The organism is Variovorax paradoxus (assembly GCF_024734665.1).
In the GTDB taxonomy this organism is placed as follows: domain Bacteria; phylum Pseudomonadota; class Gammaproteobacteria; order Burkholderiales; family Burkholderiaceae_C; genus Variovorax.
Genome location: NZ_CP102931.1, coordinates 4,552,640 through 4,579,342, shown reverse-complemented (window position 1 = coordinate 4,579,342; position 26,703 = coordinate 4,552,640). Strand labels below are relative to the sequence as shown.

The window sequence follows — 26,703 nt, the reverse complement described above, 5'->3', positions numbered from 1 at the left end:
CATGAGCAACAGCAGCAGCAACATCGACTTCAAGGGCCGCGTGGCCATCGTGACCGGCGCGGGCGGCGGCCTGGGTCGTCAGCATGCATTGGCGTTGGCGGCGCGCGGCGCCAAGGTGGTGGTCAACGACCTGGGCGGCGCGCGCGACGGCTCCGGCGGTTCGGTGAGCGCCGCGCAGGCGGTGGTCGACGAAATCAAGGCGGCCGGCGGCGAGGCCATTGCCAACGGCGCATCCGTCACCGACTTCGAGGCGGTGCAGGCCATGGTCAAGCAGGCGGTCGATGCCTGGGGCCGCGTCGACATCCTCGTCAACAACGCCGGCATCCTGCGCGACAAGAGCTTCGCCAAGATGGAGCTGGCCGACTTCAAGCTGGTGGTCGACGTGCACCTGATGGGCGCCGTGAACTGCACCAAGGCCGTCTGGGCGCTCATGAACGAGCAGAAGTACGGCCGCATCGTGATGACGACCTCGTCCACCGGCCTGTACGGCAACTTCGGCCAGAGCAACTACGGCGCGGCCAAGCTCGCGCTGGTGGGCCTCATGCAGACGCTGAGCATCGAGGGCGCGAAGAACGACATCCGCGTGAACTGCCTGGCGCCCACCGCCGCCACCCGCATGACGGAGGACCTGTTCCCCAAGGAAATGCTCGAAGCCTTCCGCCCCGAGGCCGTGGTGCCCGCGATGCTGGTGCTGGCCGCGCAGGACGCACCCAACCGCACCATCCTCTGCGCGGGCGCCGGTACCTTCGAGGCCGCGCACATCACGCTGACGCAGGGCGCCTGGCTGGGCATTGCCGCCGACACGCCCGAGCAGCTGGCGGCGCGCCTGTCGGAAGTGACCGAGCGTGAAGGCGAGGCCGTACCGCAAAGTGGCGCGGCCCAGGGCGCGAACGAGGTCGCCAAGGGCATGGCGAACGCGAAGAGGGGCTGACCGGCCCGCGTGTTCATGGTGCGCTTGACCTAGAGTGCACTCGAGCATTTCCAATGAATTCACCGGGTGTCCGGTTCATTCATTCAACCCAAGGAAATCAAGCCATGAACACGATCGACAACAAGGCCCTGGTCCAGCGCATCCACGACGAGCTGGACAAGGGCAACGGCCAGGTCTTCGTCGACAGCCTTGCCGACGACGCCAGCTGGAAGCTCGAAGGCAGCACCCCGTGGTCGCGCACCTACCGGGGCAAGAAGGCCATTCGCGAAGAGCTTCTGAACCCGCTCTTCGCGCAGTTCGCGGGGCCCTACGTGAGCAAGACCGAGCGCATCATTGCCGAGGGCGACCGGGTGGTGGTGCTGTTCAGCGGCGACGTGCCCACCAAGGCCGGCAAGCGCTACAACAACCGCTACTGCTACGTCTACCGACTCGAAGGAGGCAAGGTGAAAGAGCTGACCGAGTACTTCGACACCGCACTGGTCCAGGAGGCGCTGCAGCCACCTTTGGCCACAGCGGCTGCCCATGCCGGCTGACACGGGCACGCCTTTCCACATCGGCGAGCTGGCCACGCGCACCGGCCGCACGGTGCACGCCATCCGCTGGTACGAAACGCAGGGCCTCGTGCCCGGCGTGGCGCGCGACGAGGGCGGCCGGCGCCTGTACGTCGAGTTGCACGTCGGCTGGCTCGACCTGATGGAGCGCCTGCGCCGCACCGGCATGTCGATTGCCGAGATGCGCGAATACACCGCGCTGGCGGTGCAGGGCAAGGTCACGCTGCGTCAGCGTCGCGACATGCTCGCGGCCCACCGCGAGCGCGTGACCGAGACCATCGCTGAGTGGAAGCGGGCGCTGTCGCTGGTCGACCGCAAGATCGACTTCTACGACGAGTGGATGGCCAGCGGCCACCGCCCGCCGCTCATCCCTGCCGAGACGCCCAGCCTGAAGCCGTCGAAACGCGGCAGGCGCAGTGCTACTGCTCCGGCTACTCCGCGATAAAGCTCGGGTCGGTGCGGATCGAGCCGCGGTCGCGGTGGTTGTGAAGGCGGCCCAGCGTGTTGTCCAGCAAACGCTTGAGCTTGTCGGCCGCGCCGCGGAAGGCCTCGTCGAGGCTGGCCGCGTGCTGCGTTACCGCCAGCGGCTGATGGTGCGCCAGGCGCGCTTCCATCACGCAGCACTTGTCGCCGCCGCCGGTCTTGTCGTGGTTCTCGTCGCTCAGGTGCACCTCGACGCGCGTCACGTCCTCGACGAAACGGCTCAGGTGCTGCTTGATCTCGGTGTCGGCCCAACGCTCCAGCGCGTCCTTGTTCGTGATTCCGTTGCTCGTGTTGACCTGAATCTGCATGCAATGTCCCTGCTGGATGGATGAACGAAAGCTCACTTTGCGCGCTGAAGCGCCGCGGTGCACGTAGGTCTGTTCCCTACCCATGTGCCGGGCAGGGTCCGCAATGCGGCGAGCCGGGTCAGCTCTGGATGTACGTGGTCAGCTGCTCGATGGTGGCTTCGTGGTCCGAGATGATGTCGTCCATCAGGTCTTGAATCGAGATCATGCCGACCACCTTCTCGCCGTCGACCACCGGCAGGTGGCGGAACTTGCGCTGGCTCATCAGCGTCATGCAGGCGCGCGTGCGGGTCTGCGGGGTGACGGTCATCACGTCGGGCGTCATGATCTCGCGCACCTTCACTTCCTTCGAGTTCTTGCCCTGCAGCGCGACCTTGCGGGTGTAGTCGCGTTCGGAGAGAAAGCCCACCAGCTTCTCGCCTTCCATCACCATCAGCGCGCCCACCTCGAAGCGGGCCAGGGTGGCCAGCGCGTCGAACACGCTGGTGTCGGGGGAGGTGCGCCATGCTGCGGAATCATGGCGCTTGAGCAGTTCGGAGACGGGTTTCATCGCGGGTAACTCCATCAAAGGGTTTTCGATTCGACCGACGCTCGGGCGCCGCACTCGGTCAAATCATAGGGGCGATAACTGCCCCCGCGATGCAAAACCCTCTAAGGGATTGCGCGTGTGTGCAAGGCACGCGCAATGCGCGAGAACTTAAGGCTGTTGCGCAGGCGCCGCCGCCAGCACGCGGCTCAGCGCCACAGGGTCGCCCACTACCGCCTTCACGAGGCCCTTCTCGTCGAACTGCACCTGGAACTCCGACCAGCTGTCGCGCCAGTAGCGCCACACGGGTGCATCGAGGCTCGGGTTCTCGCTGGCCACCGGGTAGGCAATGGCCATCAGCACCTGCTCGCGCGTCATGCCGGGCATCACCTTGCCGGCGAGGATGGCGTCGCGAACTGCGGGCGGGAAGGCCGCCATCTTCTGCTTCGGGTCTTCGGTCACCACGTAGCGCTGCGCGAATGCGGGCAGCGGGATGTTGCGGCTGTAGTCGTTCTTGATGCGCTGCGGCTTGCCGGCGAGGTCCAGGTTGAACCAGCGGAAGTCGTAGGCCGTGATGCGCGCCGGCGTGCCCACCGCGACGATGCGCGTGCCCTGCTCGTCGTAGTTGATGTCGCTGATCGAGTCGCCGTAGGTGCGCATGTTGCAGCACAGGAAGCCGTTGATCAGCTGGCCGGGCGGCGGGGAGGGCCGCTGGGCGTGGACGACGGACACGGGCACGACGGTGGCTGCCAGCAGGGCGGCAGCGGCAAGGCGCTTGAACATGGATTTCCCTCGGAGTTGTTTGAATTGCTGCGGAGAGCAGCGCGCGGATTCTAGGGTCGAACAAGCCGAAAGCGAAGGCAGAATGCCCGCTTGCAGCTATCGAAAGCGTAGCAACAAGCTCCCGTTCAGGTTCGCAGTTCACAATGCGCACCCGGCCCCTTGACGGGCCACCCCATTCCCAGACAGAGACAGCGCGAAAGAAAGAGCCCATCGATGGCGATCCAGTGGTTCCCCGGTCACATGTATTCGACCCAGAAGGCCATCACCGAGCGGGTGAAGGACATCGACGTGGTCATCGAGCTGCTCGACGCGCGCCTGCCCGGCTCCAGCGCCAACCCGATGCTGGCCGAACTCACGGCCGGCCGGCCCACGCTGAAGGTGCTCAACAAGCAGGACCTGGCCGACCCCGCGCGCACCGTGCTCTGGCTGGCGCACTACAACGCGCTGCCCGCCACGCGCGCCATCGGCCTGGACGCGAGCCAGACCACGCCCGCGCAGCAGATCGTGAAAGCCTGCCACGAGCTGTCGCCCAATCGCGGCGGTATGGCCAAGCCGATGCGCGTGCTGATCTGCGGCATTCCCAACGTGGGCAAGTCCACCCTCATCAACACGCTCACCGGCGGGCGCAAGGCCAAGACCGGCGACGAGGCCGGCATCACCAAGCTCGAACAGCGCATCACCCTGGCCGACGACTTCTACCTTTGGGACACGCCCGGCATGCTGTGGCCGCGCATCATCGTGCCCAAGAGCGGCTACAACCTCGCGGCCAGCGGCGCGGTGGGGCGCAACGCCTTCGACGAGGAAGAGGTGGCGCTGGAACTGCTCAACTACCTCAAGACGCACTACGCCGCCGGCGTGGCCGCGCGCTTCAAGCTCGTGGAGCTCGACGCCGAGACCATGGCCAGCATGAAGGACGAGTCGCTGCTCGACACCATCGGCCGCAAGCGCGGCGCGCTGCTGGGCAAGGGCAAGGTCAACCTGCAGAAGGCGGCGGAGATCGTGATGCACGAGTTCCGCGCCGGCAACCTTGGGCGCGTCACGCTCGAAACGCCCGACGAATTCGCGCTGTGGCTGGCCGACGGCCAGCGTGCCGACGCCGAGCGCGCAGCGAAGAAGGCCGCGCGCAAGCAAAAGGGCAAGCCGAAGCCCGAGACTGCGCCCGAACAGGACGCCTGAGGCAACGCCAGCAGGTCAGTCCAGCGCAAACAGCGCCCTGGCTGCCTCGTCGAGCGCGGCGACGCGGTGCGAATCGGAGCGCGGGCCGGCGGCCGCCAGCGCGCGCTGATACATCGCCAGGCGCGTAGCCGACACCGGCCTGCATAGCGGCCGCCCCGCCGTTTGCGCCACGCCACGCCCGGGCACCACGTAGCGACCGGGGTTGAGCCGCGCGAAGCGGATGTACGCCTGCAGCGTCGGGAGCATGTCGGCATGCAGCGCGTCCATGCGCTTTTCCGCATCCTTGCCGATCTGCGCGTAGCCCTTTGCGTCCTTCGTCACTGGCAGGCCGAGGATGTCGGCCATGTCGATCTCGAAATGCGTGAAGTCGCCGTAGGGGCGCTTGCAGTCGATGAGGAAGCTGAGCCAGTTCGCGCGCCGCAGCAGGCGGATGTGCTCGTCCGTCACGTCGAAGGCGGCGCGCTGGGCGAAGGGCGGCTCGAAGCTGTAGTGCCCGGCGACGAAGCTCGCATGCAGGAAGAAGGCGGTGGTCACGTTCACGAAGCGGTCGAAGGCCGGCGAGCTGCCGCCGTCGAGCAGGTCTTCGTATTGTTCGAGCGACATGTCGGGCGGCACCATGCCCGGCGCGCCCGATTCGCAGTCGATCCACTCGGCCCGGCTGCGGCGGAACCAGTCGATGTCCGCCTGCGTGATCTCGATGCTGCCGGGTGAAGGCTGAGTCGGTGCGGAGGCGGCGGGCACGTTTTTCTGCCCGCAGCCCGTTGCGGCGAGCAGGGCGGACGCGGCGCAGGCGGCCGACAGGGCCAATGCGTCTCGCCGATGGATCCATCTCACGTTGCTGTCTCCCGAAAAAAGCAATTCGACGCCCGAGGATGCCACGCCGGCCTGACACGGGCCTGAGGATGGCCCGGTGTAGGCTTGCCGCCATCGACAGACACCGCAAGGAGCGACATGACGCAAGCAGCGCAGGGCCAGGACGACAACGCTGGCGACGACGAAAACCTCTCGCCGGGCTGGGACGCCATCACCGCCGCACTGGAGCGCCTCTATCCGGGCCAGGACCCGAAGCACTACGCCACGGTCCTCAAGTGGATGTTCGGCGGGCCCGATCCGCTCGACGGCGTGAGCGTGTGGAAGCGCATGGAGCCGGTGCCGCACTGGCACTACCTGAGCTATGGGCTCAGCGAGCTGTACGCCAAGGAATCGAGCGACGCCGACACCAGCGGCTACGGCTTCGAGCTGACCTTTCGCCTGGCCTGCGAGCCCGACGAGGCCGAGCCGCCTGCATGGGCCATCAACTTTCTGCAGAACCTCGCGCGCTACGTGTTCAAGAGCGGCAACGTGTTCGACGACGGCCACTGGATGACCGCCAATGGTCCCATCGCGCTGGAGCGCGAGACGCTGATCTGCTCGATGGGCTTCGTGTTCGACCCGGAGCTGCCGGCCATCGACACGCCGAACGGGCGCATGCGTTTCCTCCAGGTCGTCGGGCTGACGGAAGACGAGGAACGGGCATGCAAGCGCTGGGACACGCGCAAGCTGCTCGATGCGTTGCTGCCCGCGATGCCGCTGTGGGTGACCGACCTCGCGCGGCCTTCGCCACTCGACGACCCCGATGTGCGCCGGCGCGTGGAGGAGGGCGCGGCGCGCGACGGTTCGTCCAGCGGCTTTCTCTTCACCGACGTGCTCGGCTGGGAGACGAGCAAGCGGCTGCTGCGCGCGCCGCTCACCGAGATCACGATCGGCGCACGCCAGGTCGACGAACTGGTCGCGTTGCTGCCACTGCGGCTGCCCTTCGGCCGCGGGTTTCATTTTGCGAGCCGCGAGCGCGCGCTGGTCTTCGAGCATGGTGATGCCGACCGCGTGGCCGAGGAAGACGGCAAGCTGACGCTGCACCTGAGCGACGCCGCCGTGCGCGAACTGGCCCGCACACTGAAGCCGGTTGCGGGCACGTACGAGGTGCCCGGTTTCGGCGCCGTGCGCTGGAAAGTCCAGAAGACGACGATCAGAGATCCGCAGGGGAATGTGGTGCGCACGGTCGGCTGATTGCCGGTCAACGCCGTGGCGCCGCTGTCGCCAATGCAACTGCGCGCGACCCCGTTCGTCACGCGCGTGACGGTGCTTGTCCTGTGCGGTTCGTAGAGTGGCATGAACCACTCCCTGCCCCACTCGCAAAGGACACGCCATGCTCGAAACCTTCAAGGCCGTCAACGAGGCCGCCACCTTCAATCGCTGGGCCGGCATCGAGGCCACCCAGGCCGGCAACGGCGAGGCCGAACTGCGCATGAACTGGCGCGCGGAGGACATGGGGCAGTTTGCCGGCTTCCTCCACGCGGGAATGATCTCCGCGCTGCTCGACACCGTGAGCGGCTACGCGGCCGGTACGCTGGCAGGCCGCGTGATGACGTCGCATTTTTCGGTGAACTTCATGTCGCCCGCGGTGGGCAGTGCCTTCGTGGCGCGCGGGCGCGTGGCGAAGGCCGGACGCAAGCAGGTGTTTGTCGCGTCCGAGCTCTATGCGCAGCCCGAAGGCAAGGGCGAAGACGCGCTCAAGCTCGTGGCGACGGGGAACGCAATCCTCGTTCCTGTGGACGAGCTTCAGCTGAAGCCGCGCGCCTGAGCTTCAGCCCGAACAGCGGCCGCAGCAGGTTGAAGCGGCGGATCAGCCCGTCCGTCAGTGCCCAGCAGCCGACAAGCGTCAGCAGCACCAGCAGCGCTGGTTCGATCACCGGGCCGAGCGCGAGCGGAGCCAGTGCGGCCACGCCGACGATGATCAGCGTCTGATGCAGCACGTACCACGGATACACCGATTCGTTGGCCCAGCGCAGCCAGGGCCACGGGCGGTTCAGATAGCGGTGGCCATGGCCGAGGATGGTGGCGACGGCCAGCCACAGGTAGAGCATGCGCAGGGTGTCCATCAGCGGGCCGGAGGCCGGGCCCTTCGCTCCGGTGCGCAGCGCGATGAAAGTGACGATCACCGCGACCGCCAGCGCGAGCGACACGCGGCGCAGGCGCTCCAGTTCCTTCCACACGCCGGTGTCCACGCCCATCCAGTAGCCGTAGAGAAACATCGTGAAGTAGAGGCTGTGCAGGTGGAAGTCGCGCACCAGGTTATGCGTGGCCGGAAAGCGCGAGGCCAGCAGCATCGTGAAGACCAGCAGCGGCACCACCGGCAGCAGCAGCAGCTTCCAGCCGCGCAGGCCGTTGAAGCTGCGGCGCACCCACTGGCCGGCGGCCGAGTTCCACAGCGGCAGCGTCAGCGCGATCAGCGCGGTGTAGGTAAAGAGGTAGGGCAGGTACCAGAGATGGTTCCAGGTGATGCCGAACTCCGCGCCGTCGAAGGCCCGCTTCGGCCACGGCTCGGCCATCGACAAATAGCGCAGCAGGAAGGCGCCGAAGCCCGGCACCACCAGCCCGTTGGCCACGCCCTGCGCATAGGCCTGGTAGGGAACGATCACTGCCATGCCGAAGGCCAGCGGCAGCATCAGCCGCAGGCCCCGGCTGCGCAACAGGCCCCAGGTGCCCTGGCCCCGGCTGAGGAAGCCGAGCGATACGCCGGAGATCAGGAAGACGAGATCCATGCGCCAGAGGTTCAGCATGCGCATCGGCCACTGCAGCCATTCGGCTGCATGCGGGCTCTTGAGGTGCCAGGGCCAGTCGGCCACGTAGTACATGCCCACGTGATAGAGGATGACGAACAGGAAGGCCAGCGCGCGCAGGGCGTCGATGTCGTGGCGGCGATGGTCGGGTGGGAGGGGTTGGGCGGTCATCTGATGGCTCCTCGAAGCTGGAAGCCGCGATGCTCGGCCCGGTGGTCTTCGCGCGGCGCCCCCGGGGGACGGATCGCCCCCGTTTTGTGACGAGCGGTGGCCTGGAGGGACGAGACGGGACGAAAAGCGCCGTTCGAAGGCTCGTTTTCGCGAGAATCCCGGCCATGGGAGACCCCCGCAAGAACCTGTACGAGCGCTACGAGCCGGTCCGCCGCTATGTGGAGGTGGCGTTCTGGATCGTGTGGATGGCGCTGCAGGCCGTGTTCAGCACGATGGTGGCGATCATCGACATGCGCACTCGCGCCGTGCCGCGTGCCAACTGGGAAGTTGCGACCTGGGAGGGGTCCAGCCACCTCGTGCTGTTGCTGCTGATTCCGGCGCTGGTTGCCGTCGAGCGCCGGCTGTCGCCGCTGGTGCGTGGCCACGTGCTGCGCTTCGTGGCCTGGCATGCGGTGGCGAGCGTGGTCTTCAGCGTGATCCACGTGGTGGGCATGTTCGGGCTGCGGGCGCTGGTCTATGCCATGGCCGGCGAGCACTACGACTTCGGGGGCTGGGTGAGCCAGTGGGGCTACGAGTACCTGAAGGACGTGCGGGTGTACGTGAGCATCGTCTTCGGCATCTGGGCGTACCGGCTGTTCATGCTGCGGCTGCAGGGCGAGGCACGGGTGCTCGATGCGCCCGAAGCCCCGGCGGAGCCGGAGCCAGTCGAAGCCGAAACCCCGCAGCCCGCGCGCCCCGAGCGCTTTCTGGTGCGCAAGCTGCGCCGCGAATTTCTCATCGCCGCCACCGACATCGACTGGCTCCAGGCCGAGGGCAACTACGTCGGCCTGCACGTCAACGGCCACGACTACCTGCTGCGCGCCACGCTCACCGACTTTCTGACCCAGCTCGACCCCGCCCGCTTCGTGCGCGTGCACCGCAGCCACGCCGTGAACCTGGGCCGCATCAAGGAAATCGAGCCGCTCGACGGCGGCGACGCCCGGCTGCACATGCACGACGGCACCACCGTGCCCTGCAGCCGCCGCTACCGGGACGCGCTGCGCGCTGGCGCGGGCTGATCCGGTGCCGATCCGGTGCGCGAAGGGCTGAGAAAAGCCCGTTACTGGTTCATTTCGCACCATCAAAGAGCATTCAGGCACCATTTTTGCTTCATTGGCCCGCCGCTCCGGGTGATTCGGGTGCGGCGCACCAATTCAAACCAAAAATCAGCAAGAAGCTCCAATGGATGCACTCAAACAGGGCGCAGACGCGCTGTTCATCCTTCTCGGCGCCATCATGGTCCTGGCCATGCACGCCGGTTTTGCTTTTCTCGAACTGGGGACAGTGCGCAAGAAGAACCAGGTCAATGCGCTGGTGAAGATCCTGGTCGACTTCTCGGTCTCGACCATCGTGTATTTCCTGGTGGGCTATGGCGTGGCCTACGGCACGCATTTCTTCGTGAGCGCCACCGAACTGTCGGCAAGAAGCGGCTACGAGTTGGTGAAGTTCTTCTTTTTGCTCACTTTCGCGGCGGCCATCCCGGCCATCATTTCGGGCGGCATTGCCGAGCGCGCCAAGTTCTGGCCGCAGCTGATCGCCACGGCGGTGATCGTCGGCTTCGTCTACCCGCTGTACGAGGGCATTGCCTGGAACAAGCACTTCGGCATCCAGGGCTGGATCGCCTCGCTCACCGGCCATGAGTTTCATGACTTCGCGGGCTCGGTGGTGGTGCACGCGGTGGGCGGCTGGCTGGCGTTGCCGGCGGTGCTGCTGCTGGGGGCACGGCGCAACCGCTACCGGGGCGACGGCTCGCTGAGTGCGCATCCGCCGTCGAACATTCCGTTCCTCGCGCTGGGCGCGTGGGTGCTGTGCGTGGGCTGGTTCGGCTTCAACGTGATGAGCGCGCAGAGCATCGACAAGATATCGGGCCTGGTGGCCGTCAACTCGCTGATGGCGATGGTTGGCGGCACGCTGGTGGCGCTGGCCATGGGCAAGAACGACCCGGGCTTCGTCTACAACGGCCCGCTCGCGGGGCTCGTGGCCGTGTGCGCCGGCTCCGACCTGATGCACCCGCTGGGCGCGCTGGTGGTGGGCGGCGTGGCGGGCGCGATCTTCGTCAAGATGTTCACGCTCACGCAGAACAAATGGAAGATCGACGACGTGCTCGGCGTGTGGCCGCTGCACGGCCTGTGCGGCACCTGGGGCGGCATCGCGGCGGGCATCTTCGGCACGCAGGCGCTGGGCGGCATTGGCGGTGTGAACGTGTGGGCGCAGCTCATCGGCACCGTCATCGGCGTGGCATGGGCGGGGCTGGCGGGCGCGGCGGTGTACGGCGCGCTGAAGGCCTCGCTGGGGCTGCGGCTGTCGCAGGAGGAGGAATACGACGGCGCTGACCTGTCGATTCACCACATCTCGGCCACGCCGGAGCGCGAGGTCAACTGGTAGTCGCCAGTGCGGCAGGGCGGGTCTGTGTTTGCTTCGCGTAGGGCCGCTCAGCACGAACGCGCGCCCTGTAGCAAACTTGCCGGACCGCTTCGTTCCATTTCCTGACGCCCATGACCCAATCTCCCCCCGCCCTCGAAGTCCTCCCCCGCGACCTCTCCGCCTACCGCAAGGGCAACACCGGCGTCGACTACGTGCACCGCTTCGAGTCCGGCAAGCCCGGCCCGCACGTGCTGATCAACGCGCTGACGCACGGCAACGAGATCTGCGGCATGACGGCGGCCACGCACCTGCTCGACAACGACGTGCGCCCGAAGATCGGCACGCTCACCGTGAGCTTTGCCAACGTGGCAGCGTACGAGTCGTTCAACGAGGCGCTGCCCTTCGACAGCCGCCAGCTCGTGCACAACCTCAACCGCATCTGGTCGCCCGAATGGCTCGATGGCACCGAAGACAGCCCCGAGCTGAGCCGTGCGCGCATCCTGCGTCCGGTGGTGGACGCGGCCGATCACATCCTCGACATCCATTCGACCAGCCAGCCCGTCGTGCCGTTCTGGGTGTACCCGGCGTTCGAGCGCAACGCCAAGGTCGCACTGGCCATCGGCCGCCCGTCGGTGCACCTTGTGATGCCCGACGGCCTGGGCTCGGGCACGCCGCTGATCCAGTACGGTAGCCACGGCGGCCCGGACGGCAAGGGCGTGGCGATGGTGGTCGAGTGCGGCCAGCACTTCTTGCGTTCCGCGTCGGAACTGGCCACTGCCGTCACCTACGACTTCCTCGCGTATTTCGGCCTCGTCGAGAAGGACCCGGCCACGCCGGCACCCGAGCCGCAGCGGCGCTTTCAGCTGCTGCAGACGCACGTCATCAAGTCGGCGGACTTTGCGTTCGTGCGTCCGCTGATCGGCTTCGAGACCTTTGCGAAGGGCGAGCTGATCGCGACGAACGGCGACGAGGAAATCCGCGCGCTGTGCGACGACTGCACGATCTTCATGCCGGCGCAGCGCGCGATCGTGGGGCGCGAGGCTGTGTATCTGACGAAGCCGATTTGAGATTCGTCAGCAGATCAACAGGTGCACAGGCTTGCCTGCGGTGCTGTAGTCGGCATGCCAGTAGTGCGGGTCATTGCAGAGGCTGAACGTGGCCTCTGCATTCGCATGGCCACTGCCGAACTGGTCGCGCAGGGTGACGTGCACTGAGCCCAGGTCAGGCCAGTCGATGCCGGCGTCGCTGACGCGGTTGCCTGACGCGACTTCGGCCGCGACGATTTTCTGCAGCGCGGGGTGCAGGCGGGTGTTGAGCAGGGCGAGGGTGTCGCGGCGCGAGGCAAGCGAGACCGATGCGTCGAGGCAGGCCTCGGTGAAGAGCGAATTTTCGGGCACGACCGGTTGAGAGACTATGCCGCCGCGACGGCCTTGGCCTTTGGGATCGTCTTACCCCTGCACCTGGGGTAGTTGGCGCAACCCCAAAAACTGCCTTCATTCTTGGTCGATTTTTTCTCGAGCATCTTGGTACCGCAACTCGCACAAGTAGGACGCCAGTATTCGCCTTCATACGCAACCGCGAGCAATGCCATTTGTTGCTCGGGCGTGCGCTGGCTGATTAGCTTGAGCAGTGCGGCACCGTCCTGTGCGTGGATGCCATTCGCCTTGGCGAATGCGATGGCATCTTCGGAGAACGTGGAGCTCGTGACGTAGGTGCCGCTCTTCAACTGGTGCGAGGCCATCACCCCGAAGAACTCGCGCATCTCCTTGACGCCGACCATCTTGCTTTGCCAGTGTTTGCACTGGACGATACGCGGCACATCGCTGTGCTTGGATTGAAGCCAGATATCGATACCGCCGTCCGCGCCATGCGACTGACTGCGCGTGGTGAAGCCGGCCTGTGCGTAGAGCGCTTCGCACACGGCCTCGAATCTGCGCCACTCGATGTCGGCAAGCACGGAAGGGCTCCACTGCGATTTCATCTGTCGTGCCGGCGTCAATGGCGTGGACTGCGAAGGCTCTGATGCAAAGACTGGTTTAGCTGGATCGGCCAGAACCTTTGCTGGCGCTGCGGTGCGGGTAGTGACGTAGTTCAGTCCAACCAGCACTACGCCTATTGCCAGTGCCGCCCAGCCCGCCGGGCGAAATGCAGGGCCAAGCGCTCCTGAAAGAACATCCTTCATCAGCAAAGGCAAGACCGTCAGCAGCAGGATACCGATGAGGATCGCCATCCATCCCTTGCCCGCCAGTTCTCGTCGTGCGCGCTCGCGGCGTCGCTCGGACTTTGTTTGTCTAGCCATTGCTTGGTCCCACCTCACTCCAGGAATGGGCGAGTGTATGAGTCCAGTGGACGGCAGGATTTAGGGTAAGTGCTCAGGCCGGCCAGTGTCTCAGGCCGCGATGAACAGCGCCGGGTCCACCATCGCCCGGTTCAGCATCACGGACCAATGCAGGTGCGGCCCAGTCACCCGGCCGGTCGCACCCACGGCGGCCAACGGCTCGCCGGTCTTCAGCACATCGCCGACTTTCACATCGACCCGGCTCAGATGGCAATACATCGTCAGCAGCCCGCCACCGTGGTCGAGCCACACGGTGCCGCCGTTGAAAAAATAGTCCCCCGTGTCGATTACCTTCCCGGGTAGCGGCGCCAGCACCGGCGTGCCTGTGCCCGCCGCGATGTCCATCCCGCTGTGCGGATTGCGCGACTGGCCGTTGAACACCCGGCGCAGGCCGAACGAGCTGGAGCGACGACCCGGCACGGGCACGCGCATCTGCAGTGACGCATCCGCCCGCATGTCCGTGAGCGTGGCCATCACGGTGGCCTGGTGGTCGCGTTCGCGCTCGTAGCGGGCCTGGTCCTCGGGCGACAGGTCGACCGTGCGCGGCGCCACCGTCAGGCGTTGTTCGCGGTACTGCTTCGGGGCCACCGTGTAGGCGATCTGGCGCTCGGGCTTGCCTTCGGCGCGCACGGCGACGCTGGCCTCGCCGGGTTCGGCGGCGAGCGGAATGCCGACCAGTGCGGTCCATTCGATGGCATCGCCCAGCACCAGCAGAGGCACATCGCCTGCGAAGGCCTGCGGCCGCTTCGCCGATGGGCCGAGTGACAGGCGGGCCACGCCGCCCGGAACCTGGGACGCGTGTGGCCACACACCGGATTGCGCCGGTTGTTTCTTCGTCTTGGCCGGGGTTGCGGCGTTGGCGTGCGTTGCGGGCAATGCAAGCAAGCCGATGACGCCGAGCAGGGTGCTGCGGCGGTTCAGGACGAGGGGAGCGAGATCGGGGATGTGCATGGAAGAGGCTTGAAGAATGAATGAAGGTTGTGTGGCTGTTCGTGCGTCGCCGCGTCAGTCGCTTATTCGCGCCAGGTGCCGGGCGCCAGTCCGTCGAGCGTATGAGGCCCGATGGCGGCGCGGATCAGGCGCAGTGTCGGCAGCCCCACGGCCGCCGTCATGCGCCGCACCTGGCGGTTGCGGCCTTCGCTGATCGCCAGCTCCAGCCACGCGGTGGGAATGCTCTTGCGCTCGCGAATGGGCGGCTGTCGCTCCCACACTTCGGGCGGCGGGTCGAGCAGCCGCGCCCTCGCGGGGCGTGTGAGGCCGTCGTTGAGCTGCACGCCGCTGCGCAAGGAGGCGAGCGCAGCTTCGGTCGGCACGCCTTCCACCTGCACCCAGTAGATCTTCTCCATCTTGAAACGCGGATCGGTGATGCGCGCCTGGAGCTTGCCGTCGTCGGTGAGCAGCAGCAGGCCTTCGCTGTCGGCATCGAGCCGGCCGGCGACGTAGACGTCGGGAATGTCGATGAAGTCTTTCAGGCCACGCCAGCGGCCTTCGGGCGTGAACTGGCTGAGCACGCCGTAGGGCTTGTTGAAGCGGATCAGGCGGGGAGAAGGGCTCGGAAAATTCATTGGCCGACAGGATAGCCCGGGTCTGTCCTGCAACATTCGATGGTCTTGGTGGCTCCAATCGGTTCATCACACAGGAGAACCTGGAATGACGATGCGAAGCTTCATCCATCTTGCCTGCGCCGCGATTGCAGGCTTTCTGCTGGCGGCGTGCAACAGCCCAGGCATCCGCGTGGGCGGCGCGCCCGAGGCGAGCGTCAAGAACTGCGTGGCCGCGGCCGCACGCGAGCTCAGGGTGCCGCCGGGCAGCATCGTCGCGGACAAGGGGACGACGCCGCGCGACGGCGTCTACACGATCAACCTGAAGGTCGGGCCGCAGGGCCGCTCCGCCGTGTGCACCACCGATGAGAACAGCGCGGTGATCGGCGTGGTCTACAAGCGGCCCGAATAAGCAGCGCAGAACGACCGGGTTACTTGCCCCAACTGTCCCGCATGCCGGCCGCGCGGTTGAACACCAGCTTGCCGTCCGTGCCGCCCTTCGAATCGCGCACGAAGTACCCGTGCCGCTCGAACTGGATCCCGACACCCGGTTCGGCCCTGGCCAGCGAAGGCTCGACGAAGGCCGAGCAGACTTCAAGGCTCTGCTTGTTCAGCTCGTCCAGCAGCTCGCCGCTGCCCGGGTTCGCCGCCGCAAACAGCCGCTCGTACAGCCGCACCTCGGCCTGTACCGCATCCGCTGCCGCCACCCAGGTGATGTTGCCCTTCACCTTGATCGCGTCCGCGCCGGGCGTGCCGCTCTTGGTGTCGGGCACCAGCGTGGCCTGCACTTCGACGAGCTTGCCGCTCGCATCCTTGGTGCCGCCAGTGCACTCGATGACGTGGCCGTACTTCAGCCGCACCTTATTGCCAGGGAACAGGCGGAAGAAGCCCTTGGGCTGCACTTCTTCGTAGTCGGTGCTTTCGATCCACACCTCGCGGCCGAGCTTGAAGTCGCGCTTGCCCATCTCGGGGTGGTGCGGGTGCAGGGGCGCCGAGCAGTCGTCGAGCACGTTGTCGCCGCCCATCAGTTCGCCCCAGTTGGTGATGACGAGCTTCACCGGGTCGAGCACGGCCATGGCGCGTGGGGCGACGGGGTCGAGGGTGTCGCGCAGCGCGGCTTCGAGGCTGGCGTAGTCGATCCAGCCGCCGGACTTGGTGGTGCCACTGCGTTCGCAGAACAGGCGCAGCGCCTCGGGCGTGTAGCCGCGGCGGCGCAGGCCGGCAATGGTGGGCATGCGGGGGTCGTCCCAGCCGTCGACGTATTTTTCTTCGACCAGCTGGCGCAGCTTGCGCTTGCTGGTGAGCACGTGGGTCACGTTGAGGCGCGCGAATTCGTACTGGCGCGGATGCGGGCTGGCGACGAGGCCGCCTTCGGCGAGGCGGTCGAGCAGCCAGTCGTAGAAGGGGCGCTGGTCTTCGAACTCCAGCGTGCAGATGGAGTGGGTGATTTGCTCCAGCGCGTCTTCGATGGGGTGCGCGTAGGTGTACATCGGGTAGATGCACCACTTGTCGCCGGTGTTGTGGTGGGTGGCCCGGCGCACGCGGTACAGCGCGGGGTCGCGCATGTTGATGTTGGTGCTGGCCATGTCGATCTTGGCGCGCAGGATGGCGGCGCCGTCGGCCACCTGGCCGTCGCGCATGGCGCGGAAGCGCGCGAGGTTTTCTTCGGGCGTGCGGGTGCGGAAGGGGCTGTCGGTGCCGGGCGTGTTGAAGTCGCCTCGGTTCGCGCGCACCTCGTCGGCGGTTTGCTCGTCGACGTAGGCGAGGCCGGCGCCGATGAGGTATTCGGCGGCTTCGTACATGAAGTCGAAGTAGTCGCTCGCGAAGTATTCGTGCGGCTGCAGCGTGCCGGGGGCGCTGGGGCGGTCGGCCAGGTAGGTTTCGTAGCCGAGCCACTTCACCGCGTCGCGGATGGAGTCGACGTATTCCTGGTCTTCCTTCTCGGGGTTGGTGTCGTCGAAGCGCAGGTGGCTCACGCCGCCGTATTCCTTGGCCAGTTCGAAATTGAGCCAGATGCTCTTGGCGTGGCCGATGTGCAGGTAGCCGTTGGGCTCGGGCGGAAAGCGCATGCGCACCTTGGCCGGATCGATCATGCCCTGGGCGTGATGGGCGGCGTTGCCGGGCGAACCGCCCCACTTGCGGCCAGAATAGGCACCCTGTTCGAGGTCGTTCTCGATCACGTGGCGCAGGAAATTGCTCGGAGCAGCGGTCGTTTTGGCGCCGTTTTTGTCGGTCGGGGAGGTCATCGTTGCATTTTAGGGGTCACCCCCTATGAGTTACCTTTGGCAACGTTCTTCACATTGCCCGGTGCACCCCCTTTGCAATTGCCGCGTTCAATACACACATGGGCGGTTCACACCCGAACGCAGCCCACCGTAACAAGGAGTCCGAATCATGAGCCTCACACGTTCAACCTTCTTCAAATGGGCCGCCGCAGGCGTCGTGGCCGCCGGTGCATTGTTTGCCGCCACTTCGGCCAGCGCTCGCAGCGACGTCAGCTGGTCCATCGGAGTCGGTGTTCCAGGCGTGGCGGTGGGAGTGGGCGGTCCGGCCTACTACCCGGCCCCGGTCTACGCGCCGCCGGCACCTGTCTATTACGCACCGCCAGCGCCCGCCTACTACGCGCCGCCGCCGGTGTACTACCGTCCGGCCCCGGTCTACTACGCTCCGCCGGCGTATTACGGCCCGCGCTACTACGGTCGTGGCTACTACCGCGGCCATGGCCATTGGCGCTAAAACGCCACGGCATTCGTGACTGAATGAAAAAAGCCGGCCCCGAAAGGGTCGGCCTTTTCTTTTGGGGCGCCCCTGCCAATTTCACATGGCGCGAAAAAGATGGGCGTACAGGCGGCTGACCGGAATCTTCTCCGCCCGCCCGCGCAGCATCAAATGAAGCTTGCCGGCCTCGTCGCGATGCACCGACTCGATGGCCGCGCTGCGCACCACCACCGCCCGGTGCACCTGCCAGAAGGTGTCTGCGTCGAGCTGGGGCAGCAACTGCTTCAGCGGCGTACGGATCAGGTATTCGTGCGTGGCGGTCAGCACGCGCAGGTATTTGTCGGCGGCCTCGAAATACAGCACCTCGTCGATGGGCACCATGCGCACGGTGCTGCCACCGGCGTCGCTGGCGGCGATCATGCGCAGCGGGGCGGGGGCGGCCGTCGCCGCCGTTCCGGCACCGGCGGCGGTCAGAACCTGGCGCCATTGGGCCAGCGTCTGTTCGAGCGCCGCGTCGGCCAGGGCGGGCGTGGGCTCCGGCTGGCGCGCGGCCAGCGCCTGCTGCAGCCGGTTCACGGTCTTGCGCAGGCGCTCGGGCTGCAGGGGCTTGAGCACGTAGTCGATGGCCTGCGCGTCGAAGGCGCGGGTGGCGTATTCGTCATAAGCCGTCACGAACACCAGCTGCGGCATGGGCGCCTCGTCGGTGGGCCAGCAATCGGCCAGCTCAGCGGCGGCGCCGAGGCCGTCGAGGCCGGGCATGCGGATGTCGAAGAACAGCACCTGCGGCAGCAGGCGCAGCGCCTCGCGCACGGCGCTGCGGCCGTCGCCGGCGGTGGCGACGATCTGCAGTTCGGGCCAAGCGACCGCCAGTTCGGCCTTGAGGGCTTGCGCGAGCAGGGGCTCGTCTTCGGCGATGAGGGCGGTGGGGTTCATCTTGTCGCTGTTGTTGTGTCGTGTTCAGGCAGGTGTAGGGAAGCTCAGCGTGGCGCTGGTGCCGCCGGCGGGCGAGGGCACCAGCTTCATGTGTCCCCGGTCGCCGTACATGGTGGCCAGCCGGTCGCGCACCTGCTCCAGCCCGAAACCGCTGCCTTCCGAAGGCGGCGCTGCATCGAGGCCCACGCCGGTGTCGCTTACCTCGATCACCAACTGGCCTGCTTCCCTGCGGGCGCGCACGACGATCTCGCCGCCTTCGACCTTCGGCTCCAGCCCGTGGCGGATGCTGTTTTCCACCAGCGGCTGCAACAGCAGCGGCGGCACGGGCGCATCGCGCAGGTCTTCCGGCAGGTCGAGCGTGTAGTGCAGGCGTTCTCCCATGCGCACCGACATCAGTTCCAGATAGTCGCCCAGCCGCTCGAACTCGGCCGACAACGGATGCGACAGCGCGCGCGAGCCGCTGAGCGTCATGCGCAGGTAGCTGTTGAGCCGGTCGAGCATGGCGACGGCGCGCGGCGGGTCGATGGTGATCAGCACGCGCAGGTTGGCCAGCGTGTTGAAGAGCATGTGCGGCTCCAACTGCGTTTCGAGCAGCTTGAGCCGCGCCTCGGTGGCGTTGCGCTGGGCCAGTTCGATCTGGCTCTGCATGTGCTTGCTTTTGCCGAGGCTGTAGAAGAAGAAGCACATGCCGATCGTCGCGATGATGGTGATCGTGACGCCGGTGGCCAGCTTGTGACCCTTGAAGTCGAGAAAGTCGAACCGGGGTGCGCCGAACCAGGCGTCGCCGATGAGGTTGCCGACGAAGAAGCCGACGGCCGCGCCCACCGCGATCAGGAGAAAGCCCCACGGCCATGCGGGCCAGAGGATTTCACGGTGCCCGCTGATCAGGAGCCGGCCACCGTCGATGAACAGCCAGCTCACGATGCCGATCGACAGCGAATAGACCATGTGGCCGGCCCAGTTGTCGCCGCCGGTGATGGTCATCACGGTGGCAATGAGGCAGCAGAAGACGGCGGTGATGAGGCCATGCCGCAGCATGGACTTCAGGTTTTCAGGCCTGAACCTGTTGTTTGCAGCAGCAGGCTGTTCCACGCTCACCGATGGTCCCCGCCGCCCAGCGCGCGGCGTTCGCGTTCCACCAGCCTGTCGTAGAAGCCGCCGCCGGGCGCCACGAACCAGACGACGGCGCCGTGGATCAGCAGGCCCAGCCCCCAGCCCATGAGCGGGTACATCGCCCAGGTGCGGCCGTTGGCGGCCGAGATCGTGACGAGGCCGAGGTTGACCACCACGTAGACGAAGGCGTGGATGTACCAGCCCATCTTGGCGCCGGCGCGGCGGCGGGCGAGGCGCTCGACGTCGGAGCGGGAAGAATTTGATGCAAGAGAGGTCATGACAGCTCCTTGTATTGGACAGGAATGAAATCGGAAGAGGCGGGCTGCGGCGACTGTGGCGACGGTGCCGCCGGCAATGCCGCGCGCTGCCGCAGTTCCTCGGTGGTGTCGCCTGCCCCATCGGGCTTCCAGCCCGGTGGCTTCACGAGGTAGCCGACAAAGGTGCGCACCGAGCGGGCCGAGGCCAGGTCGCGCAACAGCGCGCGCCACTGGCTGAACTCGATCTCGAAGAGGTTGTGCGAGGTGATCGGGTTCACCAGCCCGTAGCGGCAGGGAAGATCGGCGCGCTCTGGAATGTAGGTGCCGAACAGGCGGTCGAACACGATGAGCACGCCGCCGTAGTTGCCGTCCAGGTATTCCAGGTTCGAGGCGTGGTGCACGCGGTGGGCCGAGGGCGTGTTCAGCACCCATTCGAGCGGCCCGAGGCGCGGGATCCAGGTGGCATGAATCCAGAACTGGTACAGCAGGTTCAGCGTGAGCATCAGCAGGATCACCCGCGGCGGCATGCCCAGCAGCGGCGCCAGCATGAAGAAGGCCAGCGTGCCGGTGAGACGGCCGGTCCAGCCGAAGCGGTAGGCGGCCGACAGGTTCAGCTGGTTCGGCGAATGGTGGATGGAGTGGGTGCACCAGAACCAGCGCACCCGGTGCGCCGCGCGGTGGTACCAGTAGTAGCAGAACTCCTGGCCGATGAAGCAGGCGGCCCAGCCGCTCCAGTGGTCCATCGGCAGGGTGAAGAGGCGGTGGTCATAAAACCAGTTCATCGCGCCGGTCCAGAAGGCCAGCGGCAGCAGCCAGCGCAACGGGTACTCGCGCACAAGAAAGTCGACCACCGAGACGCCGGCCGCCTTCCAGTCGTAGCTGCGCCAGCCGTTGCGCCAGGACAGCACGAGCGCCTCGGCAATGGAGGCGACGAGCACCACCGTGACGGAGATCTTGAGGATCAGCAAGAACGCGTTCATGGTGGCGGGTCCTGGATGAAAGTCGTGGCCTAGGGAATCTTAGGCCGCGCGGGCCGTGGCCGACATAGCGTCAGTGCGGATGGCCAGCTTCCACAGGCGCACCGCACGGGCCGCGAAGACACCGCTGAAGGCGCCGTACAGCACCGGGATCACGAGGCTGAAGGCGGCTTGCTGGCGCACCTCGGGGTGCATGGCCAGGGTTACGCCCACCACGTACTTGGTCAGGAAGATGCCCATCATGAGCATCAGCGGCACGGGGCTGCCGGCCACGTGGAAGCGGCGCTCGGCCGCGTCGTAGCGGGTGGTGGCGGGCAGCGGGCGCTGCAGCACCAGCGCCAGCATTACCACCGCGGCGGCGGCCCAGCCCAGCAGGGCGCCGAAGGAATCGCCGAAGACGGAGACCACGCCGTAGATCGAAAGGGCGCCCATGGCCACCGGCATCAGCGTGACGCGGCTCAGGCTCACATTGTTGGTGAGCAGCTGCTTGGCGCCGAGCCACAGCAGCAGGAAGAACACGGCGAACACCCACTTGGGCGTGTGAAGGATGATTTGCATCAGCATGGTGGCGCTCCGTTGGAAGTGGAAGAAATCTTGAAGAAGAAGGGCAGAAGGGAATCGATGGAGTGGACTGTGCCGGCGCCCGCCCGCCCCAGCCACCGGCTTGCGACGGAATGCATGCATGCGGCGCGAATTGCAGCCGGGCGGCGTGAATTGCGGAGGCCGTGCGGGCAGCTTTACCGTCGCTTTACGGCGCAGCAAAGAGCGGGACTACCATTCCGCGCTGTACTACCCCGGTCCGCACCCCCTGCATCTTTCGCACGCACCGCCCATGGAACAAGAAAAACCACCCGAGCCTCTGCCTTCCACCGTCTCGCCAACACATCCGACGGTGCGCAGACGCCGGTGGGTGGGCGGGCTGCTGACCCTGCTGCTGCTCGTGGCACTGGGCGCTGGCGCCTGGTATCTGATCCAGCGGTCGAAGACGCCCGCGGCCGGCCCTGGTGGCGTTCCTGGCGCCGGCCGGCAGGGTGGTGGCCCCGGTGGGCCGGGCGGCCCGGGTGGGCGCGGCGGCGGTGGCGGAGCCTCCAGCACGGTCGGTGTTGCCACGGCCAGGCAGGCGGACATCCCGGTGCAACTCGAGGCGCTGGGCACCGTCACGCCGCTGGCCAACGTGATCGTGCAACCGCAGGTGTCGGGCGTGCTCACGGCCGTGCTCTTCCAGGAAGGGCAGATGGTCAAGAAGGGCGATGTGCTCGCCACCATCGATCCGCAGCCGTTCCAGAACGCGCTGGGCCAGGCCACCGGAGCGCGGCAGCGCGACGAGGCACAACTGGCGGCGGCGCGCGTCACGCTGCAGCGCTACCAGACCCTGCTGGGGCAGGACTCCATCGCGCGGCAAGACGTCGACACGCAGGCCGCGCTGGTCAAGCAGCTCGAAGGTACAGTGGCCATCGACCGCGCCAACGAGAACACGGCCAAGCTCAACCTCGCCTGGAGCCGCATCACCGCGCCGGTGAGCGGGCGCATCGGCCTGCGGCCGGTGGACGGGGGCAACTACATCTCGACCGGCACGACCAACGGCATTGCGACCATCACGCAGATCGCGCCCATCGACGTTGAATTTGCCATTCCGCAAGACCGCGTGCCCGAAGTGCAGGAGCGCCTCGCCCAGGGCGCCAAGCTCGACGCCACCGCCTTCGACCGCACGCGCACGCGCCAGCTTGCGAATGGCGCCTTCTCCACGCTTGACAACCTGGTCGACACCGCCACCGGCACCGTCAAGGCCAAGGCCCGCTTCGCCAACGCCGACAGCGCGCTGTTCCCGAACCAGTTCGTCAACCTGCGGCTGCTGCTGCGCACCGTGGCCAGCGCGGTGGTGGTGCCGGTCACGGCGCTGCGCCACGGCCCCAATGGCGATTACGTGTATGTGCTGAACGAAGACAGCACGGTATCGCAGCGCCCGGTGACGCGCGGCGAATCGAGCGTGGACAACGTGGCGATCATGTCGGGCCTGAAGGCCGGAGAGCAGGTCGTGACCGAAGGCGGCGACCGGCTCAAGGACGGCGCGCGCGTGCAGACCCAGGTCGAACGCCCGGCCGGTGCGGCGTCGGCGCCCGCAAGCGGTTCGCGCCGTGGACAACACCGTCAAGGCGGCGCGGCGGCGCCGAAGGGCGGCGCATCAGGTGCGTCAGGTGCATCAGGCCCGGCTGCTGCCGCTCCCGCAGCGGAGCCCGCAACCCCCGCCAAGCTCCCGACCGCCGAGCAGCGCCAGCGCATGCTCGACGCCGCCAAGGACGACCCGCAGCAGTTGGAGCGCCGCAAGCGCTTCCTCGAAGCACTGGACCGTGGCGACCCGGCGGCGCTGGAGCGCTGGCAGCGCATGTCCGAAGGCGGCGGCGAAGGTGGCCAGGGCGGGCGCCGCCCATGAGCGGTAGTCGCAGCCGCCGCATGGGGACCGCCCGGTGAACCCGTCACGTCCGTTCATCCTCCGGCCGGTGGCGACCTCGCTGCTGATGGTCGCCATCGTGCTGGCCGGCCTGGTGGCGTTCCGCTTCCTGCCGCTGTCGGCATTGCCGCAGGTCGACTACCCGACCATCCAGGTGCAGACGCTCTACCCCGGGGGCAGCCCCGAGGTCATGAGCAACACCGTTACCGCGCCGCTGGAACGCCAGTTCGGCCAGATGTCGGGGCTCGACCGCATGAGCTCGACCAGTGCCGCGGGCGTGTCGATCATCACGCTGCAGTTCTCGCTGGGCCAGACGCTCGATGTGGCCGAGCAGGAAGTGCAGGCCGCCATCAACGCCGGCGGCTCGCTGCTGCCGGCCGACCTGCCGGCGCCGCCCGTGTACGCCAAGGTGAACCCGGCCGACGCGCCGGTGCTCACGCTCTCGATCACGTCCGACACGCTGCCGCTCACCGAGGTGCAGAACCTCGTCAACACACGGCTCGCGCAGAAGATCAGCCAGGTCTCGGGCGTGGGGCTGGTGTCGCTCAGCGGCGGGCAGCGCCCGGCGGTGCGCATCCAGGCCAACACGCAGGCCCTCGCTGCCAACGGCATCGGGCTCGACACGCTGCGCACGGCCATCTCGGCAGCCAATTCCAACGGTGCCAAGGGCAGCTTCGACGGCCCCAAGCGCGCCTACACCATCAACTCGAACGACCAGCTGCTCACGGTCGACGACTACAAGAACCTCATCGTCACGTACAAGAACGGCGCGCCGATCCGCATGGTCGACGTGGCGCAGGTGGTCAACAGCGCCGAGAACAACCAGCTCAGCGCCTGGGCCGGCAACAAGGCCGACGGCACCAACAAGCTGTCGCCCGCGATCATCATGAACGTGCAGCGCCAGCCGGGCGCCAACGTGATCGCCACCGTCGATGCCATCAAGAAGCAACTGCCCGATCTTCAGACCGGCTTGCCCGCCGGGCTGAAGATCGAGGTGCTCAGCGATCGCACGGCCGGCATCCGCGCGTCGGTGCAGCACGTCGAGATGGAACTGGTGCTGGCCGTGGTGCTGGTGGTGCTCGTGATCTTCGCCTTCCTGGGCAGCCTGCGTGCCACCGTCATCGCGAGCATTGCGGTGCCCATCTCGCTGATCGGCACCTTCGGGCTGATGTACCTGCTGGGCTACAGCCTCAACAACCTGAGCCTGATGGCGCTGACCATTGCCACCGGCTTCGTGGTGGACGACGCGATCGTCATGATCGAGAACATCGCGCGCTACATCGAGGAGGGCGAAAAACCACTGCAGGCCGCATTCAAGGGCGCGACGCAGATCGGCTTCACCATCATCTCGCTGACCGTGTCGCTCATTGCTGTGCTGATTCCGCTGCTCTTCATGGGCGACGTGGTGGGCCGCCTGTTCCGCGAGTTCGCGGTGACGCTGGCCATCACCATCCTGATCTCGGCCGTGGTGTCGCTCACGCTGGTGCCGATGATGTCGGCGCGCTGGCTCAGGCACGAACCGAAGAAAGATCCCGCCGGCCATGGCTTCGGCGCGCGCGCCCAGCGTTTCTTCAGCGGCGTGATGGAGCGCTACGACCGCTCGCTGCACTGGGTGATCGAGCATCAGCCGCTCACGCTGCTGGTCGCGCTGCTGACCATGGTGCTGACGGTGGTGCTGTACCTCACGATCCCGAAGGGCCTATTCCCCACGCAGGACACTGGCCAGTTGCAGGCCCGCGTGCAGGCCGCGCAGGACGTGTCCTTCGACCGCATGTCGCAGCTGCAATTGCAGGCGGCGCAAGCCATTCTCGATGACCCCGAGGTCGAGAACCTCAGCTCCTTCGTCGGCGTGGACGCAGCCAACAACACCATGCTGCACACCGGCAGCATGCTCATCAACCTGACGAAGAGCCGCGGCAACCAGCAGGACGTGATGGACAGGCTGCGCGAGCGCGTGCGGCAGGTGGCCGGCGTCACGCTGTACCTGCAGCCCACGCAAGACCTGACCATCGACGCCGAGACCGGCCCGACCGAGTACCGCGTGTCGCTGGAGGGCGTAGACAGCGCGGCGATCACCGAGTGGATGAAGAAGCTCGTGGCCAAGCTGCAGACTTCGGACAAGGTGCGCAACGTAAGCAGCGATGCCGGCGCGCAGGGCCTGGCGGCGTTCGTCAACGTGAACCGCGACACCGCGGCGCGGCTGTCGATTACTGCCAGTACGGTGGACGATGCGCTCTACAGCGCGTTCGGCCAGCGTATCGTGTCGACGATCTTCACCGAGACGAACCAGTACCGGGTGATTCTCGAAGCGCGTCCCGGCATGGTGAATACGCCGCAGACGCTGGGGCAGCTGAGCCTGATCGCCGGCTCCGGCACCGCGACGCCGCTGTCCGCGATTGCGGACATCACCGAGCAGCAGGCGCCGCTGCAGATCACGCACGTGGCGCAGTATCCGGCGAGCACGCTGAACTTCGATACGGCGCCAGGGGTTTCTCTCGGGACTTCGGTCGATGCGATTCGCGCGGCGGCGAAAGAGATCGGGCTGCCCGGCAGCGTGACGATGACCTTCCTTGGGGCTTCAGGGGCTTATGAGAAGTCGCTGTCTAACCAGCTGTGGCTGATTCTGGCGGCGGTGGTTTGCGTGTACATCGTGCTGGGGGTGCTGTACGAGAGCTATGTGCATCCGCTGACTATCTTGTCCACGCTGCCTTCTGCCGGGGTCGGGGCCCTGCTTGCCTTGATGATCACCGGCAACGACCTTGGGGTGATCGGGATCATCGGGATCATTCTGCTGATTGGCATCGTGAAGAAGAACGCGATCATGATGATCGACTTTGCTATCGATGCTGAGCGGACTCAGGGGAAGTCTCCGCGGGAGGCTATTCATCAGGCTGCTTTGCTGCGGTTTCGGCCTATCTTGATGACTACGCTGGCTGCCTTGTTTGCTGCTGTGCCGTTGATGTTGAGTTTTGGGGAAGGGGCTGAGTTGCGGAGGCCTCTTGGCTTGGCGATTTTTGGGGGGTTGATTGTTAGTCAGCTGCTTACGCTGTTCACTACGCCTGTTATCTATCTGGCGTTTGATCGGTTGGGTGGGGGGAGCTCGCGGCGGGCGGTGATTGAGGAGGAAGCGGTTTGAGCTGGCTTGCTTCTTGTTGCGTGTTTGCGTTCCGGGGCCGGGTCTCGCCCCGGCGGGCGACTTACTTTCTTTTGCTTCGCCAAAAGAAAGTAAGCAAAGAAAAGGCGACCCCACTGTCTGCGACCCTTCGCTTCGCTACGGGCAACCTGCGGTGCTCGCGTTTCGCGGGGTCTCGCCCAAACTCGCTTCGCTCAAACAAGGGCGAGCCCTTATCCGCGAAACGCTGCGCTCCTCGGCGCAGCCAGAGGGGAGGGGAGACCACTCGGGCCTTTGCTTCGCTCGGCCCCGGTGCCACCGCAGGCGCGCAGCGCCT

The 26,703-nt window shown here is 66.6% G+C and carries 28 protein-coding genes; 13 read left to right on the top strand and 15 right to left on the bottom strand.

Annotation, left to right across the window (positions count from 1 at the left end; all coding sequences use genetic code 11):
- Position 1: 1 nt before the first annotated feature.
- The 3 genes from NWF24_RS21620 to NWF24_RS21610 all read left to right on the top strand — a co-directional run bounded on the left by NWF24_RS21620 (position 2) and on the right by NWF24_RS21610 (position 1,927).
- The gene (locus NWF24_RS21620; protein WP_258350322.1) at positions 2 to 931 is read left to right on the top strand and encodes an SDR family NAD(P)-dependent oxidoreductase; all 930 of its coding nucleotides are present in this window, start codon (positions 2 to 4) and stop codon (positions 929 to 931) included.
- 104 nt (positions 932 to 1,035) lie between these two features.
- Positions 1,036 to 1,464 carry a nuclear transport factor 2 family protein gene (locus NWF24_RS21615; protein ID WP_258350321.1) on the top strand — a complete coding sequence of 143 codons (429 nt, stop codon included), beginning with the start codon at positions 1,036 to 1,038 and terminating at the stop codon, positions 1,462 to 1,464.
- Positions 1,454 to 1,927, top strand: coding sequence for a MerR family transcriptional regulator (locus NWF24_RS21610; protein ID WP_258350320.1), 474 nt, complete (start codon positions 1,454 to 1,456; stop codon positions 1,925 to 1,927). Before NWF24_RS21615 ends, NWF24_RS21610 begins: the two co-directional genes overlap by 11 nt.
- On the opposite strand, the gene NWF24_RS21605 is transcribed toward NWF24_RS21610, so the two are convergent.
- From NWF24_RS21605 to NWF24_RS21595, 3 genes are all read right to left on the bottom strand, one after another.
- Entirely contained in the window at positions 1,914 to 2,273 is a 360-nt protein-coding gene (locus NWF24_RS21605; protein WP_093059157.1) for an HPF/RaiA family ribosome-associated protein, read from the bottom strand. The two genes, NWF24_RS21610 and NWF24_RS21605, sit on opposite strands and share 14 nt — an antisense overlap.
- 118 nt (positions 2,274 to 2,391) lie before the next feature.
- Positions 2,392 to 2,820 (bottom strand): CBS domain-containing protein, encoded by a 429-nt coding sequence (locus NWF24_RS21600; RefSeq protein ID WP_258350319.1) that lies wholly within the window; start codon positions 2,818 to 2,820, stop codon positions 2,392 to 2,394.
- Between the two features lie 147 nt (positions 2,821 to 2,967).
- The gene (locus NWF24_RS21595; protein WP_258350318.1) at positions 2,968 to 3,579 is read right to left on the bottom strand and encodes a cell envelope protein SmpA; all 612 of its coding nucleotides are present in this window, start codon (positions 3,577 to 3,579) and stop codon (positions 2,968 to 2,970) included.
- 213 nt (positions 3,580 to 3,792) lie between these two features.
- Between NWF24_RS21595 and ylqF the strand changes: the two genes are divergently transcribed.
- Positions 3,793 to 4,755, top strand: coding sequence for a ribosome biogenesis GTPase YlqF (ylqF, locus tag NWF24_RS21590; protein WP_258350317.1), 963 nt, complete (start codon positions 3,793 to 3,795; stop codon positions 4,753 to 4,755).
- Positions 4,756 to 4,770: 15 nt separating this feature from the next.
- On the opposite strand, the gene NWF24_RS21585 is transcribed toward ylqF, so the two are convergent.
- Positions 4,771 to 5,589, bottom strand: coding sequence for a hypothetical protein (locus NWF24_RS21585; protein ID WP_258350316.1), 819 nt, complete (start codon positions 5,587 to 5,589; stop codon positions 4,771 to 4,773).
- A 117-nt stretch (positions 5,590 to 5,706) separates the two neighbouring features.
- Here NWF24_RS21585 and NWF24_RS21580 point away from each other — a divergent pair, with 117 nt between their 5' ends.
- Positions 5,707 to 6,801 carry a suppressor of fused domain protein gene (locus tag NWF24_RS21580; RefSeq protein WP_258350315.1) on the top strand — a complete coding sequence of 365 codons (1,095 nt, stop codon included), beginning with the start codon at positions 5,707 to 5,709 and terminating at the stop codon, positions 6,799 to 6,801.
- Between the two features lie 139 nt (positions 6,802 to 6,940).
- Positions 6,941 to 7,375, top strand: a complete 435-nt coding sequence (locus NWF24_RS21575; RefSeq protein WP_258350314.1) for a PaaI family thioesterase — start codon at positions 6,941 to 6,943, stop codon at positions 7,373 to 7,375.
- Here the strand turns inward: NWF24_RS21575 and NWF24_RS21570 are convergent.
- Positions 7,305 to 8,525: an acyltransferase family protein gene (locus tag NWF24_RS21570; protein WP_258350313.1), complete on the bottom strand. Its 1,221-nt coding sequence runs from the start codon at positions 8,523 to 8,525 to the stop codon at positions 7,305 to 7,307. The genes NWF24_RS21575 and NWF24_RS21570 overlap by 71 nt on opposite strands.
- A 164-nt stretch (positions 8,526 to 8,689) precedes the next feature.
- On the opposite strand from NWF24_RS21570, the gene NWF24_RS21565 reads away from it, so the two are divergent.
- The 3 genes from NWF24_RS21565 (at position 8,690) to NWF24_RS21555 (ending at position 11,995) form a co-directional block, all read left to right on the top strand.
- Positions 8,690 to 9,583 (top strand): LytTR family DNA-binding domain-containing protein, encoded by an 894-nt coding sequence (locus tag NWF24_RS21565; protein WP_258350312.1) that lies wholly within the window; start codon positions 8,690 to 8,692, stop codon positions 9,581 to 9,583.
- Positions 9,584 to 9,746: 163 nt separating this feature from the next.
- On the top strand, positions 9,747 to 10,949 hold the full coding sequence (locus NWF24_RS21560; RefSeq protein ID WP_093059179.1) for an ammonium transporter: 1,203 nt from the start codon (positions 9,747 to 9,749) through the stop codon (positions 10,947 to 10,949).
- 110 nt (positions 10,950 to 11,059) lie between these two features.
- Complete coding sequence (locus tag NWF24_RS21555) at positions 11,060 to 11,995, top strand: succinylglutamate desuccinylase/aspartoacylase domain-containing protein (RefSeq protein WP_258350311.1); 936 nt, start codon at positions 11,060 to 11,062, stop codon at positions 11,993 to 11,995.
- 6 nt (positions 11,996 to 12,001) lie between these two features.
- Here the strand turns inward: NWF24_RS21555 and NWF24_RS21550 are convergent, their stop codons facing one another.
- The 4 genes from NWF24_RS21550 to NWF24_RS21535 all read right to left on the bottom strand — a co-directional run bounded on the left by NWF24_RS21550 (position 12,002) and on the right by NWF24_RS21535 (position 14,831).
- Complete coding sequence (locus NWF24_RS21550) at positions 12,002 to 12,325, bottom strand: hypothetical protein (RefSeq protein WP_097199545.1); 324 nt, start codon at positions 12,323 to 12,325, stop codon at positions 12,002 to 12,004.
- 14 nt (positions 12,326 to 12,339) lie between these two features.
- Entirely contained in the window at positions 12,340 to 13,227 is an 888-nt protein-coding gene (locus NWF24_RS21545) for a restriction endonuclease (RefSeq protein ID WP_258350310.1), read from the bottom strand.
- A gap of 90 nt (positions 13,228 to 13,317) precedes the next feature.
- Positions 13,318 to 14,217, bottom strand: a complete 900-nt coding sequence (locus NWF24_RS21540; RefSeq protein WP_258350309.1) for a M23 family metallopeptidase — start codon at positions 14,215 to 14,217, stop codon at positions 13,318 to 13,320.
- Positions 14,218 to 14,279: 62 nt separating this feature from the next.
- The gene (locus tag NWF24_RS21535) at positions 14,280 to 14,831 is read right to left on the bottom strand and encodes a pseudouridine synthase (RefSeq protein WP_258350308.1); all 552 of its coding nucleotides are present in this window, start codon (positions 14,829 to 14,831) and stop codon (positions 14,280 to 14,282) included.
- An 85-nt stretch (positions 14,832 to 14,916) separates the two neighbouring features.
- On the opposite strand from NWF24_RS21535, the gene NWF24_RS21530 reads away from it, so the two are divergent.
- A complete protein-coding gene (locus NWF24_RS21530) occupies positions 14,917 to 15,219 on the top strand; it encodes a hypothetical protein (RefSeq protein WP_258350307.1) in 303 nt (100 codons plus the stop codon).
- Between the two features lie 19 nt (positions 15,220 to 15,238).
- Here NWF24_RS21530 and NWF24_RS21525 read toward each other — a convergent pair whose 3' ends face one another.
- Positions 15,239 to 17,053 (bottom strand): glutamine--tRNA ligase/YqeY domain fusion protein, encoded by a 1,815-nt coding sequence (locus tag NWF24_RS21525; protein WP_258350306.1) that lies wholly within the window; start codon positions 17,051 to 17,053, stop codon positions 15,239 to 15,241.
- 148 nt (positions 17,054 to 17,201) lie between these two features.
- On the opposite strand from NWF24_RS21525, the gene NWF24_RS21520 reads away from it, so the two are divergent.
- A complete protein-coding gene (locus tag NWF24_RS21520; RefSeq protein WP_093059189.1) occupies positions 17,202 to 17,543 on the top strand; it encodes a hypothetical protein in 342 nt (113 codons plus the stop codon).
- Between the two features lie 81 nt (positions 17,544 to 17,624).
- Here NWF24_RS21520 and NWF24_RS21515 read toward each other — a convergent pair whose 3' ends face one another.
- Genes NWF24_RS21515 through NWF24_RS21495 form a run of 5 tightly spaced genes read right to left on the bottom strand, consistent with a single transcriptional unit; the run spans position 17,625 to position 21,369 of the window.
- Positions 17,625 to 18,458, bottom strand: coding sequence for a LytR/AlgR family response regulator transcription factor (locus tag NWF24_RS21515; protein WP_258350305.1), 834 nt, complete (start codon positions 18,456 to 18,458; stop codon positions 17,625 to 17,627).
- 24 nt (positions 18,459 to 18,482) lie between these two features.
- The gene (locus NWF24_RS21510) at positions 18,483 to 19,496 is read right to left on the bottom strand and encodes a sensor histidine kinase (RefSeq protein WP_258350304.1); all 1,014 of its coding nucleotides are present in this window, start codon (positions 19,494 to 19,496) and stop codon (positions 18,483 to 18,485) included.
- 56 nt (positions 19,497 to 19,552) lie between these two features.
- A complete protein-coding gene (locus tag NWF24_RS21505; RefSeq protein WP_258350303.1) occupies positions 19,553 to 19,849 on the bottom strand; it encodes a 2TM domain-containing protein in 297 nt (98 codons plus the stop codon).
- The gene (locus tag NWF24_RS21500) at positions 19,846 to 20,808 is read right to left on the bottom strand and encodes a sterol desaturase family protein (protein ID WP_258350301.1); all 963 of its coding nucleotides are present in this window, start codon (positions 20,806 to 20,808) and stop codon (positions 19,846 to 19,848) included. Before NWF24_RS21500 ends, NWF24_RS21505 begins: the two co-directional genes overlap by 4 nt.
- A gap of 39 nt (positions 20,809 to 20,847) precedes the next feature.
- Positions 20,848 to 21,369 (bottom strand): DUF6622 family protein, encoded by a 522-nt coding sequence (locus tag NWF24_RS21495; protein ID WP_258350299.1) that lies wholly within the window; start codon positions 21,367 to 21,369, stop codon positions 20,848 to 20,850.
- Between the two features lie 268 nt (positions 21,370 to 21,637).
- Here NWF24_RS21495 and NWF24_RS21490 point away from each other — a divergent pair, with 268 nt between their 5' ends.
- A complete protein-coding gene (locus NWF24_RS21490; protein WP_258350298.1) occupies positions 21,638 to 23,236 on the top strand; it encodes an efflux RND transporter periplasmic adaptor subunit in 1,599 nt (532 codons plus the stop codon).
- Between the two features lie 34 nt (positions 23,237 to 23,270).
- Positions 23,271 to 26,390, top strand: coding sequence for an efflux RND transporter permease subunit (locus tag NWF24_RS21485; protein WP_258350297.1), 3,120 nt, complete (start codon positions 23,271 to 23,273; stop codon positions 26,388 to 26,390).
- Positions 26,391 to 26,703: the final 313 nt, after the last annotated feature.